At 39.0% G+C, this 17,319-nt stretch carries 14 protein-coding genes, 1 other RNA gene and 1 pseudogene; 9 read left to right on the top strand and 7 right to left on the bottom strand.

Annotation, left to right across the window (positions count from 1 at the left end; all coding sequences use genetic code 11):
• Positions 1-120, bottom strand: a pseudogene (locus ACOB82_RS12870) (IS1595 family transposase); the annotation flags it as partial.
• 179 nt (positions 121-299) lie between these two features.
• Here ACOB82_RS12870 and ACOB82_RS12865 point away from each other — a divergent pair.
• Entirely contained in the window at positions 300-3,449 is a 3,150-nt protein-coding gene (locus ACOB82_RS12865) for a hypothetical protein (RefSeq protein ID WP_448213376.1), read from the top strand.
• 232 nt (positions 3,450-3,681) lie between these two features.
• On the opposite strand, the gene ssrA is transcribed toward ACOB82_RS12865, so the two are convergent.
• Both ssrA and smpB read right to left on the bottom strand, forming a co-directional pair.
• Positions 3,682-4,033: a transfer-messenger RNA gene (gene ssrA, locus ACOB82_RS12860) on the bottom strand.
• Positions 4,034-4,169: 136 nt separating this feature from the next.
• A complete protein-coding gene (smpB, locus tag ACOB82_RS12855; RefSeq protein ID WP_448213375.1) occupies positions 4,170-4,658 on the bottom strand; it encodes an SsrA-binding protein SmpB in 489 nt (162 codons plus the stop codon).
• A 144-nt stretch (positions 4,659-4,802) separates the two neighbouring features.
• Between smpB and ACOB82_RS12850 the strand changes: the two genes are divergently transcribed.
• Complete coding sequence (locus ACOB82_RS12850; RefSeq protein ID WP_448213374.1) at positions 4,803-5,234, top strand: type II toxin-antitoxin system RatA family toxin; 432 nt, start codon at positions 4,803-4,805, stop codon at positions 5,232-5,234.
• Positions 5,234-5,581: an RnfH family protein gene (locus tag ACOB82_RS12845; RefSeq protein WP_448213373.1), complete on the top strand. Its 348-nt coding sequence runs from the start codon at positions 5,234-5,236 to the stop codon at positions 5,579-5,581. The genes ACOB82_RS12850 and ACOB82_RS12845 overlap by 1 nt, the downstream gene beginning before the upstream one ends.
• Positions 5,582-5,674: 93 nt before the next feature.
• Here ACOB82_RS12845 and ACOB82_RS12840 read toward each other — a convergent pair whose 3' ends face one another.
• The 3 genes from ACOB82_RS12840 to nadK all read right to left on the bottom strand — a co-directional run bounded on the left by ACOB82_RS12840 (position 5,675) and on the right by nadK (position 8,816).
• On the bottom strand, positions 5,675-6,022 hold the full coding sequence (locus ACOB82_RS12840; RefSeq protein ID WP_448213372.1) for an outer membrane protein assembly factor BamE: 348 nt from the start codon (positions 6,020-6,022) through the stop codon (positions 5,675-5,677).
• 91 nt (positions 6,023-6,113) lie between these two features.
• The gene (gene recN / locus ACOB82_RS12835; protein ID WP_448213371.1) at positions 6,114-7,793 is read right to left on the bottom strand and encodes a DNA repair protein RecN; all 1,680 of its coding nucleotides are present in this window, start codon (positions 7,791-7,793) and stop codon (positions 6,114-6,116) included.
• A gap of 141 nt (positions 7,794-7,934) precedes the next feature.
• Entirely contained in the window at positions 7,935-8,816 is an 882-nt protein-coding gene (gene nadK / locus ACOB82_RS12830) for an NAD(+) kinase (RefSeq protein ID WP_448213370.1), read from the bottom strand.
• Positions 8,817-8,983: 167 nt separating this feature from the next.
• On the opposite strand from nadK, the gene grpE reads away from it, so the two are divergent.
• The 5 genes from grpE to ACOB82_RS12805 all read left to right on the top strand — a co-directional run bounded on the left by grpE (position 8,984) and on the right by ACOB82_RS12805 (position 15,323).
• A complete protein-coding gene (gene grpE / locus ACOB82_RS12825; RefSeq protein ID WP_448213382.1) occupies positions 8,984-9,610 on the top strand; it encodes a nucleotide exchange factor GrpE in 627 nt (208 codons plus the stop codon).
• 213 nt (positions 9,611-9,823) lie between these two features.
• Positions 9,824-11,746: a molecular chaperone DnaK gene (gene dnaK / locus ACOB82_RS12820; protein WP_448213369.1), complete on the top strand. Its 1,923-nt coding sequence runs from the start codon at positions 9,824-9,826 to the stop codon at positions 11,744-11,746.
• 305 nt (positions 11,747-12,051) lie between these two features.
• Positions 12,052-13,191, top strand: coding sequence for a molecular chaperone DnaJ (gene dnaJ / locus ACOB82_RS12815; RefSeq protein WP_448213368.1), 1,140 nt, complete (start codon positions 12,052-12,054; stop codon positions 13,189-13,191).
• Between the two features lie 215 nt (positions 13,192-13,406).
• The gene (locus ACOB82_RS12810; protein WP_448213367.1) at positions 13,407-14,105 is read left to right on the top strand and encodes a hypothetical protein; all 699 of its coding nucleotides are present in this window, start codon (positions 13,407-13,409) and stop codon (positions 14,103-14,105) included.
• A 534-nt stretch (positions 14,106-14,639) separates the two neighbouring features.
• Complete coding sequence (locus ACOB82_RS12805) at positions 14,640-15,323, top strand: hypothetical protein (protein ID WP_448213366.1); 684 nt, start codon at positions 14,640-14,642, stop codon at positions 15,321-15,323.
• An 82-nt stretch (positions 15,324-15,405) separates the two neighbouring features.
• On the opposite strand, the gene ACOB82_RS12800 is transcribed toward ACOB82_RS12805, so the two are convergent.
• Positions 15,406-15,879 (bottom strand): Lrp/AsnC family transcriptional regulator, encoded by a 474-nt coding sequence (locus ACOB82_RS12800; protein WP_448213365.1) that lies wholly within the window; start codon positions 15,877-15,879, stop codon positions 15,406-15,408.
• Positions 15,880-16,116: 237 nt separating this feature from the next.
• Here ACOB82_RS12800 and nhaA point away from each other — a divergent pair, with 237 nt between their 5' ends.
• Complete coding sequence (gene nhaA, locus ACOB82_RS12795; protein WP_448213364.1) at positions 16,117-17,289, top strand: Na+/H+ antiporter NhaA; 1,173 nt, start codon at positions 16,117-16,119, stop codon at positions 17,287-17,289.
• Positions 17,290-17,319 lie beyond the last annotated feature (30 nt).

The raw sequence follows: 17,319 nt of genomic DNA, 5'->3' as shown, positions 1-17,319 counted from the left end.
CTCTGATATCAACTGTGAGGTGCTATCCGTGCCTTTCAGCAGCTTCTCTACATAACGGGCTTGGCTATCCGTTAAGTTTTCTAACTCGGTTATCAGCTTTGTAAATTGTGCTGGGATCATGAGTAAATCCTCGTTAACTGTATCTACATACAGTATAACAACAATTTACGGGAACATAGCCATTTTTAAATATCACTGCAGATCCAAAAGCACCAAACAAAAAGTTAAATTTAGTTGAAAAGCCAAACACAACACTGGACGTCAATCAATGCAATAGTGAAGCTGATATCAATCAGCTGATGACTATTTATTCGGTGAAAGAAAGCGCAATAAATCAACACTATTTGCCTGCAAAGTTATCCTCATCACCTAAATTAAAAGCTTACTTGTCGACTATTCCGACGTTAACTAACAGCGCAGAAATTGGCCAAACATTTGATCAAATATCGGCTAATTTACTGACGAATGACAAAGACGGTCAAGCACGCATTCTGATTTTAGGTGACGCATTGGTTAGCGATAAGCAACTTAATGCAGAAGACTTAACTGAATTTAAATTAAATAAGGAAATTAAGTTTCCAGGTGTTCACCTAAAGCCGTTAACAGAATCAGCCTTACCCGATGGCTTTATTTCATCTGTTGTGATTAACCAGTTTGGTAATTTAGCATCACCATCAATGTTTTATCGAGAGCCTAATAGTGTGCCTCGTTCATTTAATCTGTCTCATCGAAAATATTTTAAATCAGTTCGAAGCCAGCAAGGTTGGAATTTAGCGCGTGAAAAGTCGAATTCGACTCCGGTTGAAACGCACAACAATGTCTATATTCAACGGTTGCGTAATATCACTAATGGCACAATAGGCACGACAATTTCCATGCCTTTATTTGAAAAAAATCAAAGTGTTTACGGAAACTACGTATTAATTGCTGATGTCGTTTACACCATATTTGAAATGTTTAAACAAAATTATTTACATGCTAGCAATGAAAGTGAGGCATTGAGTAAAGGTGACAATCAACATTCCACGATGGTGAATCAGCTATTGTCAGCTGACTTTGCGCATATGGTGGTGAATCGAAATTCCGGTCAAGTTATTTTTCACTCACAGGTTAATCGTTCGTTGAACGAAAATTTATTTTATTCAGGTAATAACGAACAAGGACTTGCAGAATGGATAAAGTCTTCTGGTGCAAGTGAAGAAGGAAAAGAGGTGGTTACAGAAGTAGAAGGTTATTACCACGGTTTTAAAGGAAGTTTTTACTTATACCCAACCATCATTGACGATTGGGCGTTAGTTGTTTTTGCACCAACACAACTGACAAATTGGTTTTTAACCAATAAATTTCTTTATTATTTTGTCATAAGCGTACTGTTAATATTAGTTAGTTTTATTTGTATTAAGTGTTATGTCATTTGGGTTCGATACTATTTAAAACAAACAGGGTTAATTAGTAGAGAAGTGCAACGTAGGCTCGCTTTTTTTATGAGCGTCTTGTTAGCGGTCATTTTACTTGCTAATGCGATTATATCTATCGCAGGTGGTAATGTTCATGTTCAATTATTCACTTTATCGCTCGGGTTATTATTATTTGCAGGCTTAATATATTTAGGCGTAAAACATTACAAAAACCTCCCTTTGTTATTAATTAAAAACATCTTGCAACTTGATCATGATTTGTCTGCAGTACACAAAAGATTTTGGGCTTGCATGGCTGTGATAGTTGTCCTTGCGAATTATTATTTATCAGTAACAAGTAATAACAGCGTGAAAGGTGTTGAATATCAATACACTAATTTTAAATGCGCTTCCTTCAATGCCAAAACGGAAGAGATAACTCAACAAGCTTTAAGTTTGTTTCCTAATTCAATATCGAATTATCAATTAAATCCGATTAATGCCATTTTGGGGGATGGCGGAACAGCCATATTGCAGCAAAATACTAACAAGCAGCAAGCTGGCAATGGCCAATGCAATAATATCAGTGTAATGCCTGATGATTTTCCAAATTTTGCCACTGCTGTGGGAAATCAACAATTGTGGCGATGGTTGAATCAATATGTATTAAGTAGCGCAACGAAAAATCAACTAACTGATTTATATACTACTTCATTATCTACTATTGGCTATATGATATCGATGTTTATTGGTGGCCTAATACTGTTGTTTATTTGGCTTTTACTTCATACAAAAATTCTTTGGACTTACCTTTATCTAAGTATTGATTTTTTACGTCACGTCGAAAAACTTAGTGCCGACGTCGCGTTAATCCCAGCAGACCAACGTAGCAAGGCACTATCAATTAAAGCGGATAATATAAAATTAAATGGCGTTGAATTTAATTTATATGCCAGCTTAGAGAAAGTAAAACGGTCACAACTATTGGCTAAAACTCATACTGATAGGTTAATACCAGCAAGTGAAGCATTTACCGAATTAGCTCAGCTCAGCCCGATCATTTCTTTATTTACCGAACAAGAGACAAAACTTCCCAATTTAAAAATGGAGTTGTCCCATTCACTTATTTGCGATGAATCAGAGAATAAAAAGTCAGGGTTAAAAGTAGAATTATGGGATGTTGAAACATGCTTAGAGTGTCGTGAATTACGCCAACATCTTTTATGCTTAATTGTTGAATTAAAAGGATTAGTCTTAACAGGTAAAATTAATGAACTTTGTGTGTATTCTGGGTTTCATTGTTTACAAAGAGTTGCACTAAAAGACGCTTTAATTGACGGTGACAATAAGGATATTCAATTAGGGCATATAGAATATCTCTCATGGTCAGAATGTTTGATGGATTTTAGCTTTGATTTACCTAAGCGATTTAGCAACTCTGTTGACCTAAGTTTATTGGCAAGTGAGTTAGATTATTTCCCTGAATTAAAGTCAATAGATGCGCTTAAGGATCTGTTACCTCAACATAGTAGTAGCGAAATTGACCAAGGTTATTGTCTGCATGTTTCTGAAGCACCTTCCGTTGAAACAGAAAGCCAATGGGCGACTATTAATTTAATACTTATTCATGCCGAAGCATTTTATCGGTTTAAATGGGAATTGTGCTCTAATGCTGAAAAGCTAGGGCTATTCAACTTAGCAAAACGACGTTATTTAAATCCTAATAATAGTCAAATGATTGAGCATTTAGCGTTAAATGGCTTAATAAGAGTAGAGAATGATGACATTAGATTAGTCAACGAAAGCTTTGCGTATTTTGTTTTAAATGCTGAGCCCCCCGAAACAATGGGTAAGCTATTTAAGTTAAGTGAGCAGGGGGTCTGGAAGAGTTATCGGTTACCTATTATTGTTACCATAGCTTTATTACTTGCAGGCATTGCAATGGTCTCTGGTGAGTCACTATTTATTATCTTTGGCTCAATAGCGGGTGTGCTAACAACTATTGCTAGTATGACAAGTAGCGCTAATTTAATTAGAAACCAACTTAATTAACGCAATGAGTTTGAAGAGAAGTTTGAATAGTTAGATTGGCTCATTTAACGATTGCAACAATTATTGTGCTGCTTGTTGTTCTACAAAAGCTCACTGACTATTAAGTGTGCCACTGGGGATAGTTCTTGCCATAAAAAAGACCTCTTTGTGTACCAGTTGGTGTACCAACTACAAAGAAGCCTTATTTTTATAGGTGATAACTTATTAATATTTAACAAGTTATTTCAGTAAGTGGTGGAGCAGGGGGGAGTCGAACCCCCGTCCAAAAAACCTACATCCTCGGTACTACATGCTTAGTCGATTTTTTATTTAACCAGTTAGACGCCAATCGACAGGCTTCATCGTGGTGAGCTTGATACTATTTCACGGTTCAGCCTCAAGCGTGCTTCCCTCGCTAGCCTACATGGGGTGACCATCGACATCTCAAGACTATAGGCGAATCACTGAGAGGATGGCTAGCATTAAGCTGCTAGTGCGAACGTTTCGTCGTTTGCAATTATAGTTTTGCGGCTTTTTACCAGGCCAACCGCCCCTGGACATGCACCTTGGGTTTCGCGAATCTTGTCGAATCCTGAATCTGCCCCAAAGTTTGATAGCCACTAGGCTATTCGTTAATTGTACAGCGCTTTATTCGTTTAAACAACGTGGTATTTTTTAACCACTTTAAGGTCGAATAAAGTACTGACAACTAATTCAATACACTTATCGCTTTGACAATAATTATCGCGATAAGTTCTTGTTCTTCATTAAGCGGCCTTTATCAATTTGCCACTCTCTGTCTTTAATATCGGCACGTTTGTCGTGAGTTTTCTTACCTTTACCTAAGTAAAACTCTAGTTTCACCCAGCATTGTTTCCAATACATAGCTGTAGCTATTAGTGAGTAACCATCACGTTCAACTGCACCAATGAGTCGGTCAAGTTCGCGACGGTTCAGTAATAGTTTACGTGACCGCACTGGATCACAAACTACATGTGATGACGCCATATTCAGCGGTAATATTTCTGCGCCAACTAAATAGGCTTCGCCGTCTTTTAACATAACGTAACAATCAGAAATATTGACTTTTCCGCTACGAATACTTTTAATTTCCCAGCCTTGCAAGCTCATGCCTGCTTCAAACTTATCGCTTAGCGTATAGTTATGACGCGCTTTTTTATTTAGCGCGATAGTGTTGCTGTTATTTTGTTTTGATTTTTTCTTAGCCATGTTTTTTCCACACTTAACGCAGCACATTATACGGACAATTCATTGCTTTTAAATCGCTATTGGAAAATTTATTAAATTTAACATTGCGCTAGTGAGCTTTTAACTTCTATTTGTTATGATCTTGGGGCTATACGGAGAAAATCAATGCCATCAATTCATCGCAGTGCATTAGTAATGCATAGCTCACAAGATATGTATAACTTAATCAATGATGTTAATGCTTACCCACAATTTTTACCTGACTGCAGTGACAGTAAAATTATTACTCAAAGTGATAATTCAATGACTGCCGCACTTAAGGTATCTAAAGGCGGAGTAAGTAAATGGTTTACCACGCAAAACTCATTAATAGAAAATAAACAGGTAAAGCTTGATTTAGTTGACGGCCCGTTTAAGCAGTTAACCGGTTGTTGGGAGTTAACTGAGCTTTCAGATGAAGCCTGCAAAGTGTCGCTGAACCTTGAATATGAGTTTTCCAATAAATTACTGGAAATGGCATTTGGTAAAATTTTTAATAATATCGCTAATAATATGGTGCAATCATTCATCTTGCGCGCGAAAAAGGTATACGGCTAATGGCAGAGCAAATTCATATTGAAGTAGTATATGGCTTACCCGATAAGCAAGAGCTGTTAGCATTGACGGTGCAGCAAGGCACAACAGTTGAGCAGGCGATTATTGAATCTGGCATGTTATCGTTGTTTGACGATATTGATCTTTCAAAGAATGCAGTCGGTATTTGGAATAAAATGGCCAAGCTTAGTGATGAGCTCCAGGATTTAGATCGCATTGAGATTTATCGCCCGTTAATTGCCGACCCCAAAGAAGTAAGAAAACGCCGAGCAGAAAAAGCCAAACTTGAAGGTCGAGCAGATAAAGTGACCGGCGGTAGAGTTAATCCGCTTCGTGGTGAGAATAACTAAGGCATAGCTAAGATATATTTAAGGGATTATTTGAATAAAAAAAGCGGCATGATAGCCGCTTTTACTTTTTATAAAGCTTCAGATAACAACAATTTAATTTTCGTAAGGCGTGTTGAAGTTTTCCGACAGGGTAAAGTCGCCAGAAGCTGATACTAATTTGTCATCTTCAAATTTAATGGTGAAGTCTTTACGGGCGTTAAAGTCTTCACTGCGTCCTGACTTAAACTGATAGACATAGTGCCAAGTGTTTTTTTCAAAGCTATCAACCACCACAGGGCTGCCTAAGATAAACTTCACTTGCTCTTTGGTCATACCGACTTGTAAACGGTCGATATCTTTTTGTTCTAAATAGTTTCCTTGAGGGATATCAATACGATAGACCCAACTTGAACAAGCGCTGGTTGAAAGCGCTAAGGTCAATATAATGCTTCTAAACAACATGAAAAATTATCATTCCTACAATATTTGACTGGGGATAATACCCAAGCGAGCACAGAGTTACAAAGTAAAATTCAGAATAAATCTTATCTTATTAACTCGCAAGCAACTCTTGTGCGTTCGCTAAGCTTGATTGTGTAATTTGGTTGCCGGCTAATAACCGGGCAATTTCTTGGACGCGAGCATCTTCACTAAGTTCCGTTACACTAGTTTCGGTGAATTCACCATCAGTTAATTTAGCGACAAATAGCTGTTGATGTCCTTTACAAGCAACCTGAGGTAAATGAGTCACACAAATCACTTGAGTTTTTGCTGCCAGTTCTTTTAATTTTGCACCCACCATAGCGGCGGTTGGTCCACTAATACCAACATCAACTTCATCAAAAATTAGCGTAGGGGTGACAACCTTATCGGCCAAAATAACTTGCATAGCAAGGCTTATGCGCGAAAGCTCCCCACCTGAGGCAACTTTATGCATAGCTTCAGGCGCTTGGCCTGGGTTAATACTGACTTCAAAGCATATATCATCAATACCGTGTAAATTAGGTTTAATATTTGCCTGCTCAGTTGTTGGTAAAGAATTAAAGGCAACAGCAAATTCACCATGAACCATGTTTAGTGCTTTCATACTTTCGCTGATTTCTTTATTTAAACGACTTGCTGCTGTTTTTCTTGAGTCGCTTAAGGCAACAGCTGCTTCAAGGTAATTAACCTTAGATTGTTCAATTTCTTCAATTAATTGCTCTAATCGCGTTTCATCATTAGACATAGCAGCTAATTCATTACTTAAGCTTTGGTGGGTTGCAGGTAAATCTTGCGGGGCAACTTGGTGCTTTTTCGCTAATTGAATGGCTTGTGAATAGCGCTCTTCAATCATGCTAAAGGTTTCAGGATCAAGCTCTAGGCGATCATGATAATGACGTAAATCGTTGTTAGCTTCTTCCACTTGTACCACTGCTTCCTGCAGCATTGATGCAATATCTGCCAGTTGCTGGTCATAATTTGCAAGTGAGCTAATGCTATCAACACATTTTTGAAGACCTGATAGCGCGTTAAATTGCTCGTCCTCTGATAGTACATAAAGTGCTTGGCGAGTATCGGTTAAAATTTGATGGCTATTACTAAAACGCTTGTAATCGCTTTCTAGCGTTTCAAACTCATCTGGTTGTAAGGCAAACTCATCAAGCTCTGTTACCTGATATTGTAATAACTGCTGCTTAGCTTCACGCTGCGCCTGACTTTGTTGCAACGCTTCTAATTCTAAAACCTGTTTACGATAGGTTTGATAGTAATGCTTTACATTGTTTAATAACTCAGGGTGATCAGCATAGGCATCGAGCATTTTTCGTTGCTCGGTGGGCTTAGTTATTAATTGGTGATCGTGTTGACCATGAATATTAATTAATAACTTACCTAATTCTTTTAACTGCAGTAGCGGTACTTGACTGCCATTGATATACGCTTTTGAACGGCCTTCTGCAGAAATAACGCGGCGTAAAATACATTCGTCATCACTGTCTAATTCGTTAGCCATTAACCAAGCTTTAGCTGCTGCATTTTGTTCAATAGCAAAAGTGGCGGCTAGTTCAGCTTTTGTTGCGTTACGTCTAACAACATTGGTGGTTGCACGATCGCCTAAACATAAGCCTAAGGCATCAATTGCGATTGATTTACCTGCGCCTGTTTCGCCTGTAATGGTAGTCATGCCTGATTGCCAGTCAATATCCAACGACTTAACAATAGCGAAATTTTGAATAGTAAGTTGAAGCAACATAAATAAAATTACATGTATAAAAAAACAGTGGTTAACTGGTAATTTATACAGTAATTTTATACAGTGCAACTAAAAAATTGCATTAAGCCGATTAAATTTTAACTAGCTGGCTGTGTTCAATGTTTATGCTTATATATTCAGTTAATATAAGCGATTGCCCCAGCTCAGTTTTTTTCGAAGTACGTTAAAGTAGCTATGATCTAGCGGGTGAATTAATCGTAAGGTGTAAGGACTTTTCTTGATAATGACTTGATCGCCTGGCATCACCGCTAAAATCACGTGACCATCACAGCTTACTTGTAAATTCTCTTGATTGTCGTTAGCGAGTACTAGTTTAATCTCACTATCACCATCAACTACTATCGGGCGACTGGTAAGGGTATGTGGAAACATTGGCACCAAAGACAGCGCATTGAGGGTAGGAGTGAGAATAGGGCCACCAGCCGACATCGAATAAGCAGTAGAGCCTGTTGGCGTTGAAACAATTAAGCCGTCTGAACGCTGGCTAAACATAAAACTGTCATCAATATACACTTCAAATTCAATCATACTGGCGACTTTACCAGCATGCAGAACCGCTTCGTTAACCGCTGAATTTGAGCTTTTCAATTTACCGTGGCGATAAACTTCCGCTTCAATAATAAAACGTTGTTCAGCGCGTGATTCACCTTTAAGAATTTTTTCTAAAGGTTCGATTAAGTCTTGTGGTGAAAGATCGGTTAAAAAACCTAAGTTGCCACGATTAACGCCGATCACGCCAATTTGGTAGCTTGATAAAACTCGCGCGGCACCAAGCATATAACCATCACCACCAACAACTATAGCCAAATCAGCCTGTTCGCCAATTTCAGTGAGTGATTGAATGGTGATATTTTCTTCAGCAATTGATTTTGCAACTGAACGTTCGACAATGACCTGATAACCGTTTTCTTGTAAGTATTGATACAAGCTCAAAATGGTTGCGCTTGCACCTTCGTGATTAGGTTTGCCGATTAAGCCAATGGTTTTATATAACTGACTCATAGAGTTATATGCCTTTACTATTCCTATAAGCGGCAGTTTCGCTCTTAATTTTTGCGTTGTAAAGCCAACAAATTAAAATTTCGTGCTTGAAAGACAAAATCTAAGCCCCATAATTAGCACAATTGAATTTACTGGAGGTTTTCATGACAACTAAACCTAACGAAACTATGCCGAACGAAAATATGTCTAACGAAACTAAGTCAGCTGAAGAAATTGCTGCTGAAGAAATTATTGCGCAAGCTGAAGCGCAAGTAGAAGAGAAATTAGATGCTGCTGTTGACGCAATCAGCGAAGAGCAACAAAAAATTAATGAACTTGAGTTAGCACTTGCCGCTGCCCAAGCAACGGTTGCTGATCAAAAAGATTCGGTGATCCGTGCAAAAGCAGAAGTAGATAATGTTCGTCGCCGCAGTGCACAAGATGTTGAGAAAGCTCGTAAGTTCGCCTTAGAAAAATTTGCCGGTGAATTATTACCTGTGGTTGATAACTTAGAACGTGCAATTGAATCATTCGATCGTGAAGACGAAGCACAAAAAGCCATGCTTGAAGGTGTTGAATTAACACTTCAAAGCTTTTTATCAACCTTAGAAAAGTTCGATATTAATGCGGTTAATCCACAAGATCAGCCATTTAATCCTGAACTTCATCAAGCTATGTCAATGCAAGAAGTGCCAGGTGTTCCTGCAAACACAGTTATTGCGGTAATGCAAAAAGGGTATGAACTTAATGGCCGACTAATTCGTCCAGCCATGGTGATGGTGTCAAAAGCAGCAAGTGTCGATACATCTGCATAAGTCACTCACCATTTAACCTTGTTAAGGCCAGCTCATTAGCTGGCTTTTTTATGGTTTCACTTTGAAGAAAATGCGCTAACGGTAAAAACGTAAAAAAATATTGCAGAAAAATGATCTTTTTTATTTTTTTCTCTTGAAATGTTTTTCACCGCCCCCACTAAGTAAATCAAGAAACAAAAAGTTTTATTTTTAAGAATTTTGGAGATCCTCACGATGGGCAAAATTATTGGTATTGACCTAGGGACAACTAACTCATGTGTAGCTGTTCTTGACGGAGATAAAGTTCGCGTTATCGAGAACGCGGAAGGCGATCGCACAACCCCTTCTATCATTGCATACACTGAAGAAGGTGAAACCTTAGTTGGCCAACCAGCTAAGCGTCAAGCGGTAACTAACCCAAAAAACACGTTGTTCGCTATTAAGCGTTTAATCGGTCGTCGTTTTGAAGACAAAGAAGTACAACGTGATATCGGCATTATGCCATTCGGTATTGTTAAAGCAGACAACGGTGATGCGTGGGTAACTGCACGTGATAAAAACGTAGCGCCACCACAAGTATCTGCTGAAGTACTGAAAAAAATGAAGAAAACAGCAGAAGACTACTTAGGTGAAGCAGTGACAGAAGCGGTAATTACGGTTCCTGCTTACTTTAACGACTCACAGCGTCAAGCAACTAAAGATGCTGGTCGTATCGCTGGTTTAGAAGTTAAACGTATTATCAACGAACCAACAGCTGCTGCCCTTGCTTACGGTATGGACAAGCAAAAAGGCGACCGCGTTGTTGCAGTATATGACTTAGGTGGTGGTACTTTCGATATCTCAATTATTGAAATTGATGAAGTTGAAGGCGAGCACACGTTCGAAGTATTAGCGACTAACGGTGACACGCACTTAGGTGGTGAAGATTTTGATAACCGTTTAATCAACTACCTTGTTGAGCAATTCCAAAAAGAACAAGGCATGGATTTAACGAAAGATCCATTAGCAATGCAGCGTCTTAAAGAAGCGGCAGAAAAAGCGAAATGTGAGCTTTCTTCAGCACAACAAACAGACGTTAACTTACCGTACATCACTGCTGATGCTTCAGGTCCTAAGCACATGAACATCAAAGTAACTCGCGCTAAGTTAGAGTCACTAGTTGAAGATATGGTTAAAGCAACATTAGAGCCGCTAAAAACTGCACTTGCTGATGCTGATTTATCAACCTCTGATATCACTGACGTGATTTTAGTAGGTGGTCAAACTCGTATGCCACTAGTACAAAAAGCGGTAACTGATTTCTTCGGCAAAGAGCCACGTAAAGACGTTAACCCTGATGAAGCTGTAGCTTCTGGTGCTGCGGTACAAGCGGGTGTTTTAGCGGGCGACGTAACAGACGTACTACTATTAGACGTAACACCATTATCGTTAGGTATTGAGACAATGGGTGGCGTGATGACGAAAGTTATCGATAAGAACACCACGATTCCTACTAAGCAATCGCAAACGTTCTCAACTGCTGAAGATAACCAAGCGGCGGTAACTGTTCACGTACTACAAGGTGAGCGTAAGCAAGCACATGCTAACAAGTCATTAGGTCAATTCAACTTAGAAGGTATTGATGCTGCACCACGCGGTATGCCACAAATCGAAGTAACTTTCGATATTGATGCTGACGGTATTTTACATGTGTCTGCAAAAGATAAGAACACAGGTAAAGAGCAGAAGATCACCATCAAAGCTTCATCTGGTTTATCGGATGAAGAAGTAGAACAAATGGTACGCGACGCTGAAGCAAATGCTGATGCTGATGCCAAGTTCGAAGAGTTAGTGACTGCACGTAACCAAGCAGATGGCATGATTCACGCAACTAAAACTCAAGTAACTGAAGCTGGTGATGACTTACCAAGCGAAGACAAAGAGAAAATTGAAGCTGCAATAGCTGAGTTAGAAACTGCAATCAAAGGCGACGATAAAGCTGAAATCGAAGCGAAGCAACAAGCATTAATGGAAGCGTCTGCCAAGTTAATGGAAATTGCTCAAGCTAAAGCACAAGCTCAAGGTGGCGCACAAGGTGCTGCACCAGAAGCTGATGCAGCGCCAGCTGACGACGTAGTTGATGCTGAGTTTGAAGAGGTTAAGGACGACAACAAATAAGTTGTCCTTTAACTTTGTCGCTAATAAGCGCTATTTCGGTGTTGGTCATGCTCACATACACTTGTATGCTCCGCGTGACCGCCTTGAACTAGCGCCGATTAGCTTAAAAGTAAAAGCACTTAATTGAGTATATAGATTTTTAGTTAATCAATATAAAAGTTAAGAGTTTGATTAAAGCGTCGGTATCGGCGCTTTTTGATATTAAATTGTTTGCTTATTTGCTGTTGCTAACTCTAGTTTTTTAAGTAAATAAACAAATTGATATCGTTGATATCCCTGAAATTTTAAAGTGAAGTAGAAGATTTATGGCAAAACGCGATTATTACGAAGTGCTTGAAGTTGCAAAAGATGCAAGCGAGCGCGACATCAAAAAAGCTTATAAACGTTTAGCAATGAAGTATCACCCAGACCGCACTAAGGGTGATAAAGAAAAAGAAGAAACGTTTAAGCAAATCAAAGAAGCTTATGAAGTGTTAAGTGATGATCAAAAACGTGCAGCTTATGATCAATACGGCCATGCTGCCTTTGAACAAGGTGGTATGGGCGGCGGTGGCGGCTTCGGTGGCGGCGCAGATTTCGGTGATATCTTCGGTGACGTTTTTGGCGACATCTTTGGGGGCGGTCGTCGTGGTGGGGGCGGTTCACGTGCTCGTCGTGGCAGTGATTTACGTTACAACCTTGAAATGACTCTAGAGGAAGCGGTTAAAGGTAAGTCAGTCGAAATTAAAGTGCCAACTTATGTTAGCTGTGAACCATGTGGTGGCAGCGGAGCAAAAAAAGGTACTCAGTCTAAAACCTGTTCTACTTGTCATGGTCATGGACAAGTACAAATGCGCCAAGGCTTGTTTGCGGTTCAACAAACCTGTCCAACCTGTGGTGGGAAAGGCCAGGTAATTTCAGATCCATGTAATTCATGTCATGGCCAAGGTCGCGTACAAAAAACTAAAACCCTTAATGCGAAAATTCCAGCAGGTGTTGATACGGGTGATCGTATTCGTTTATCAGGCGAAGGAGAAGCGGGTGAGCATGGTGCTCCAGCCGGCGACTTATATGTTCAGGTGAATGTTAAAGATCACCCAATTTTTGTTCGTGATGAAAATCACTTATATTGTGAGGTGCCAATTAGCTTTACAACAGCGGCATTAGGTGGCGAAATTGAAGTGCCAACCCTAGATGGCAAAGTAAAACTTAAAGTACCCAAAGAGACTCAAACAGGCAAAATGTTCCGCTTACGTGGTAAGGGCGTCAAGTCGGTACGCAGCGCAGCCGCGGGTGATTTAATGTGTAAGGTGGTGATAGAAACACCTGTGAACTTAACTGGCGATCAAGCTGACTTATTACGTCAGTTAGATGAGAAAATGGGTGCTAGTGGTAAAAAGCACAGCCCAAAAGAAACAGGGTTCTTTGATGGGGTTAAGAAGTTCTTCGACGACCTGAAATCTTAGTTTTGTGTCGTAAATGGCTTTATAACTTTATCGCCGATACTCACGTACACTTGTACGCTCCGTGTCGGCTCTTTGTTCTAAAACCATTTACCTAACAAAACGAATATTTATTTCATGTTTAAAATCCCGCTTCGGCGGGATTTTTTGATCTTTTCTGAAAATTAATAGAAGATGTTTGTTGATAGTTAAGGAATTAATTAAATAAGGATATCAGTATGAACGCTAAAATTATCATCTCAGCAATAGTAGGACTTAGTGTTGGAATAGGCGCTGGAAATATTATGTTTTCACCTGATATGCCCGAATCGGCAAAAAATGCCTCGGTTATATCAGCACCGCAAACACAATTTAAGCATGCAAGAGGTGATGATGAAATTAGTCGTAACAACAAACAAAATCTACAAGATGAAATCACTCGATTAACCACAGAAGTTAATCGGTTAACTGCGTTACTTGAGCAACAAAATTCAGCTGAACCTGATACCCATGAGCAATATCTTTCTGAATATTCTAGCGATAATGAAAGTTTTAATCGAATGCCCTATAGCGATGAACAGTTGCTTGAGTTACTGGAACAGCCTTACGCAAGTATGGCTGCCGCCTTATCTGACGAGAGCGCTGGTTTATTCACTAAGCTTTATGACAGTAGCTCGCATGAAGAAAGGGATTATGTACTCGAAGAAAAAATTCGTGATTTTATTGTCATTCATCAGTTAGCTGATCATATTGAATTACATGGTGTAAAGTGCGAAGTATCTGTATGTGAAGTCAAAGGCAAAGAGTTTGAAGTGTTTAGCTGGAATAAAATATTTACTGATATGCAGAAATTCAACATAGCAGCGTTTATCAGCTCCTATAGTACCGCTAGCAATATAGATGGCGACGAATACTTTTATTCTTTATTGGCTTACTAGAACAAATTACTAGCAGTGAACAGAATAAATGCACAAGTCAAATTTCATTCAGCTAATGCAGTTAAGAGTGTCATTAGCGATCGGCAAAACATCTAAAAAACTGATGATAAAATTTAACAGTTGCCAACCTATTACCAAAAATAAGCGTATAATTAGGGCGTGCTGTTCTTTCAAGTTTGTTTTTGCAGCAGTTTGTTGGAAATTTATACAAGGCAGCACTTTTGATGTGTGGTTATTCCCCATGATAAAGTGCTAAAGACTTTATGCTCCTGCAAAGTCTCCTTACCCCACATCCGTGTGGGGCATCACAGTAGAAATGACAACAAACGCTGCCTGAAAGGTTCGGCTAAAAGCGTTTTACCCTTGTTGTTGTAATGAAAAGGCTGTGAGGAGGTTTGCTTAGATGGCTAAGCGTCACACCTCTCGCCGCGATTAAAACGCTTTTATCTCGAACGAAAATTAAACAGCAAAGAACAACACGCCCTAGTGTTTCCTTAATTTGTTTTTAGTTTTATTTTTCGTTGGACTGTATTAATGACTAAATCTGCACTTTGTTTATTGGTTGCTTTACTCATCCCATCACTTTCTTTTGCTGAGGAAGAACAAGCGTTACCGCCGCTTGATCCCGCTTATGAAGGAACACATGGTATGGTGTTAATGCAAAAAGGCTCGACTGTTTTTGCTTCACATTTACCGCTTTATCACAAGCCACACGACTATCAAATACTTTATAAATTGAATGTTAAAGACCTGAATTTATTGCAGGTAGTTCGTGATAACCCTTTAGTGACGATTGAGCCAGAGCTTTTTAACCTAGAGCGCTTAGTGCGAGGCGAAGAAATGGAAATAAAAGCCGACGTTTATATTGGTCATTTTGAGCGCGATGGTTTTAAGGTATACGACGATGTGACATTAAGTTTTGATCAGCTGTTGTTTGCTCGTAAATTAGATGGGCTAGAAGCTTCAGGTCGGGTTCAGGAATATACTGCGGTTGAATATAATAAGAAAAGTGATCGCCTATATGTGCATCATATTCAGCAGGCACCTAGCTATGATCATATTTTGCACATTGATCTAGAAGCCAGTTGCCCAACAAAAATCGCTACGTCAGCAGCGGTACCATCACAAGATGAATTGCTACGCCGCTTTATTAATTGCGGCACTATGCGTCCGTTGTACTATGAAACAGAAGACTTTAAAGCAACTAAAAAGCACTAACCCTTACTAGTACCACCTTACCTACAGCGCTTCTATTCTATAAATAGAAGCGCATTTGTACTTTTTACTAATGTACATTTCGCTAATCATTATCAGTAAAATTAGGCAATACGCCACTTCGGCTATATTCAAACACTAGCGACGTTTCTACGGTTTGTACTTCATCTCGCGAGGTAATGGCATCGAAAACAAACTTCCTTAAATGTTCAGTATCTTTTACCGACATATGAATAAAATAATCGTAATTGCCGCCCATATGATAAAGGCTAACGATTTCAGGTAATTGTAATAAGTCATCACGAAGCTGATTAACTATCTCTTCAGAATAAGGTTGTAGACGAATAGCGGCAATCGCTTCAATATTTCCACCAATCGTTTTAAAGTCGATATCGACATAAGAGCTTTTGATAATGCCGGCTTGTCTGAGTCGTTTTACACGCTCAAGGCAAGTAGAAGGGGCGATATTGATTTGTGCCGCCAGTTCTTTATTAGTGATATCTGCATCGTTAAAAAGAATGGTAAGTATTTTTAAATCTATAGCGTCGAGCTTTTTCACTGTACAACCTATGCTTATAACTGGGCTGACATCCTGCATTACGTTACATATTAGCGTAACATTAATTCACAATTTATTAATGCCAAGATGTTAGTATTAGAATTTAATGTCAATAAGTGTCTATATTTCCGAATATATCTCACAATCTTTGATATTAATACTGCTAATCAATAATAATATTTGGAATTAACCATAAGATTGACATAATATGTCGAAAAAAGTGAATGGAAGTTATCTATGCCCTTAAAAGCAATTCAAGATTTTTTAAAGTTAGAAGCGGCCAGCGGGATCATTTTGATGATTGCGGCAGTGGTTGCGATTATTTTGGCGAACTCGCCTTTAAGTCATTATTACGATTTGTTGTTAAATATCCCTGTTGTGGTGGCTGTGGGAAGCTTTGAAATAGCGAAACCATTATTACTTTGGATTAATGATGGTTTGATGGCTTTGTTCTTTTTTCTTGTAGGCTTAGAGCTTAAACGAGAATTTTTAGAAGGCGACTTATCGGAACCGGGCCAAGTGGCGTTACCTGCTATTGGCGCCGTTGGTGGTATGTTAATACCCGCATTAATTTATGCCGCATTAAATTATCAAGATGTAAATGCATTAAAAGGTTGGGCAATACCAACAGCAACAGATATCGCTTTTGCGCTGGGAATTCTCGCCATTGTTGGTAGCAAAGTGCCATTGCAACTTAAAGTGTTTTTAACATCACTCGCTATTTTTGATGACTTAGGCGCGATTATTGTTATCGCTTTGTTCTATACCGATCAACTGTCAGTGACATCGCTTGTCGTTTCGGCATTCGTGCTAGTAACGCTGTGGGTGTTGAATAAACGAGGTGTGAAAGATACCGCGCCTTATATTTTCTTTGGCATGATTTTATGGGTGGCAGTATTAAAATCTGGCGTTCATGCAACCTTGGCTGGTGTGGTTTTGGCGATGTTTATTCCAATTAAAGGCGGTGAAGGTCAGCCCTCACCGCTGAAATCACTCGAGCATAATTTACATTCGATGGTGGCATTTATTATTTTGCCGATATTTGCTTTTGCTAATGCGGGTGTCAATTTAACAGGCATTGGTGTTGAGCAAATAGTCTCACCTGTGCCATTAGGTATTATTTTAGGATTAATTGTTGGTAAGCAATTAGGTGTATTTGGTTTTTGTTTCCTCGCAATTAAAGCAGGTTTTGTTAAATTACCGGAACATGTAAATTGGACATTGTTATATGGCGCGGCACTACTTTGTGGTGTTGGCTTTACCATGAGTTTATTTATCGGCTCTTTAGCATTTGAACAAACTGGTGTTAACTTAGTTTATCAAGACCGGTTAGGTATTATTGTCGGCTCAGTCATATCTGGTGTCCTTGGCTACTTTGTTATAAAACGCGGTGTAAAATCGTTAGCTTAGTCATTGAATAAAAATAATGTGACAGATTAC

This window comes from Colwellia sp. MEBiC06753, from assembly GCF_053470325.1.
This window is presented reverse-complemented; position numbering and strand designations above follow the sequence as displayed.

Coding starts and splice junctions, on each gene's coding strand:
- ACOB82_RS12850 (WP_448213374.1), top strand. CDS start 4,803: ATGCCATCAATTCATCGCAGTGCATTAGTAATGCATAGCTCACAAGAT.
- ACOB82_RS12840 (WP_448213372.1), bottom strand. CDS start 6,022: ATGTTGTTTAGAAGCATTATATTGACCTTAGCGCTTTCAACCAGCGCT.
- nadK (WP_448213370.1), bottom strand. CDS start 8,816: ATGAGTCAGTTATATAAAACCATTGGCTTAATCGGCAAACCTAATCAC.
- dnaK (WP_448213369.1), top strand. CDS start 9,824: ATGGGCAAAATTATTGGTATTGACCTAGGGACAACTAACTCATGTGTA.
- ACOB82_RS12865 (WP_448213376.1), top strand. CDS start 300: ATGACTATTTATTCGGTGAAAGAAAGCGCAATAAATCAACACTATTTG.
- ACOB82_RS12810 (WP_448213367.1), top strand. CDS start 13,407: ATGAACGCTAAAATTATCATCTCAGCAATAGTAGGACTTAGTGTTGGA.
- smpB (WP_448213375.1), bottom strand. CDS start 4,658: ATGGCTAAGAAAAAATCAAAACAAAATAACAGCAACACTATCGCGCTA.
- ACOB82_RS12805 (WP_448213366.1), top strand. CDS start 14,640: ATGACTAAATCTGCACTTTGTTTATTGGTTGCTTTACTCATCCCATCA.
- ACOB82_RS12845 (WP_448213373.1), top strand. CDS start 5,234: ATGGCAGAGCAAATTCATATTGAAGTAGTATATGGCTTACCCGATAAG.
- nhaA (WP_448213364.1), top strand. CDS start 16,117: ATGCCCTTAAAAGCAATTCAAGATTTTTTAAAGTTAGAAGCGGCCAGC.
- grpE (WP_448213382.1), top strand. CDS start 8,984: ATGCCGAACGAAAATATGTCTAACGAAACTAAGTCAGCTGAAGAAATT.
- recN (WP_448213371.1), bottom strand. CDS start 7,793: ATGTTGCTTCAACTTACTATTCAAAATTTCGCTATTGTTAAGTCGTTG.
- dnaJ (WP_448213368.1), top strand. CDS start 12,052: ATGGCAAAACGCGATTATTACGAAGTGCTTGAAGTTGCAAAAGATGCA.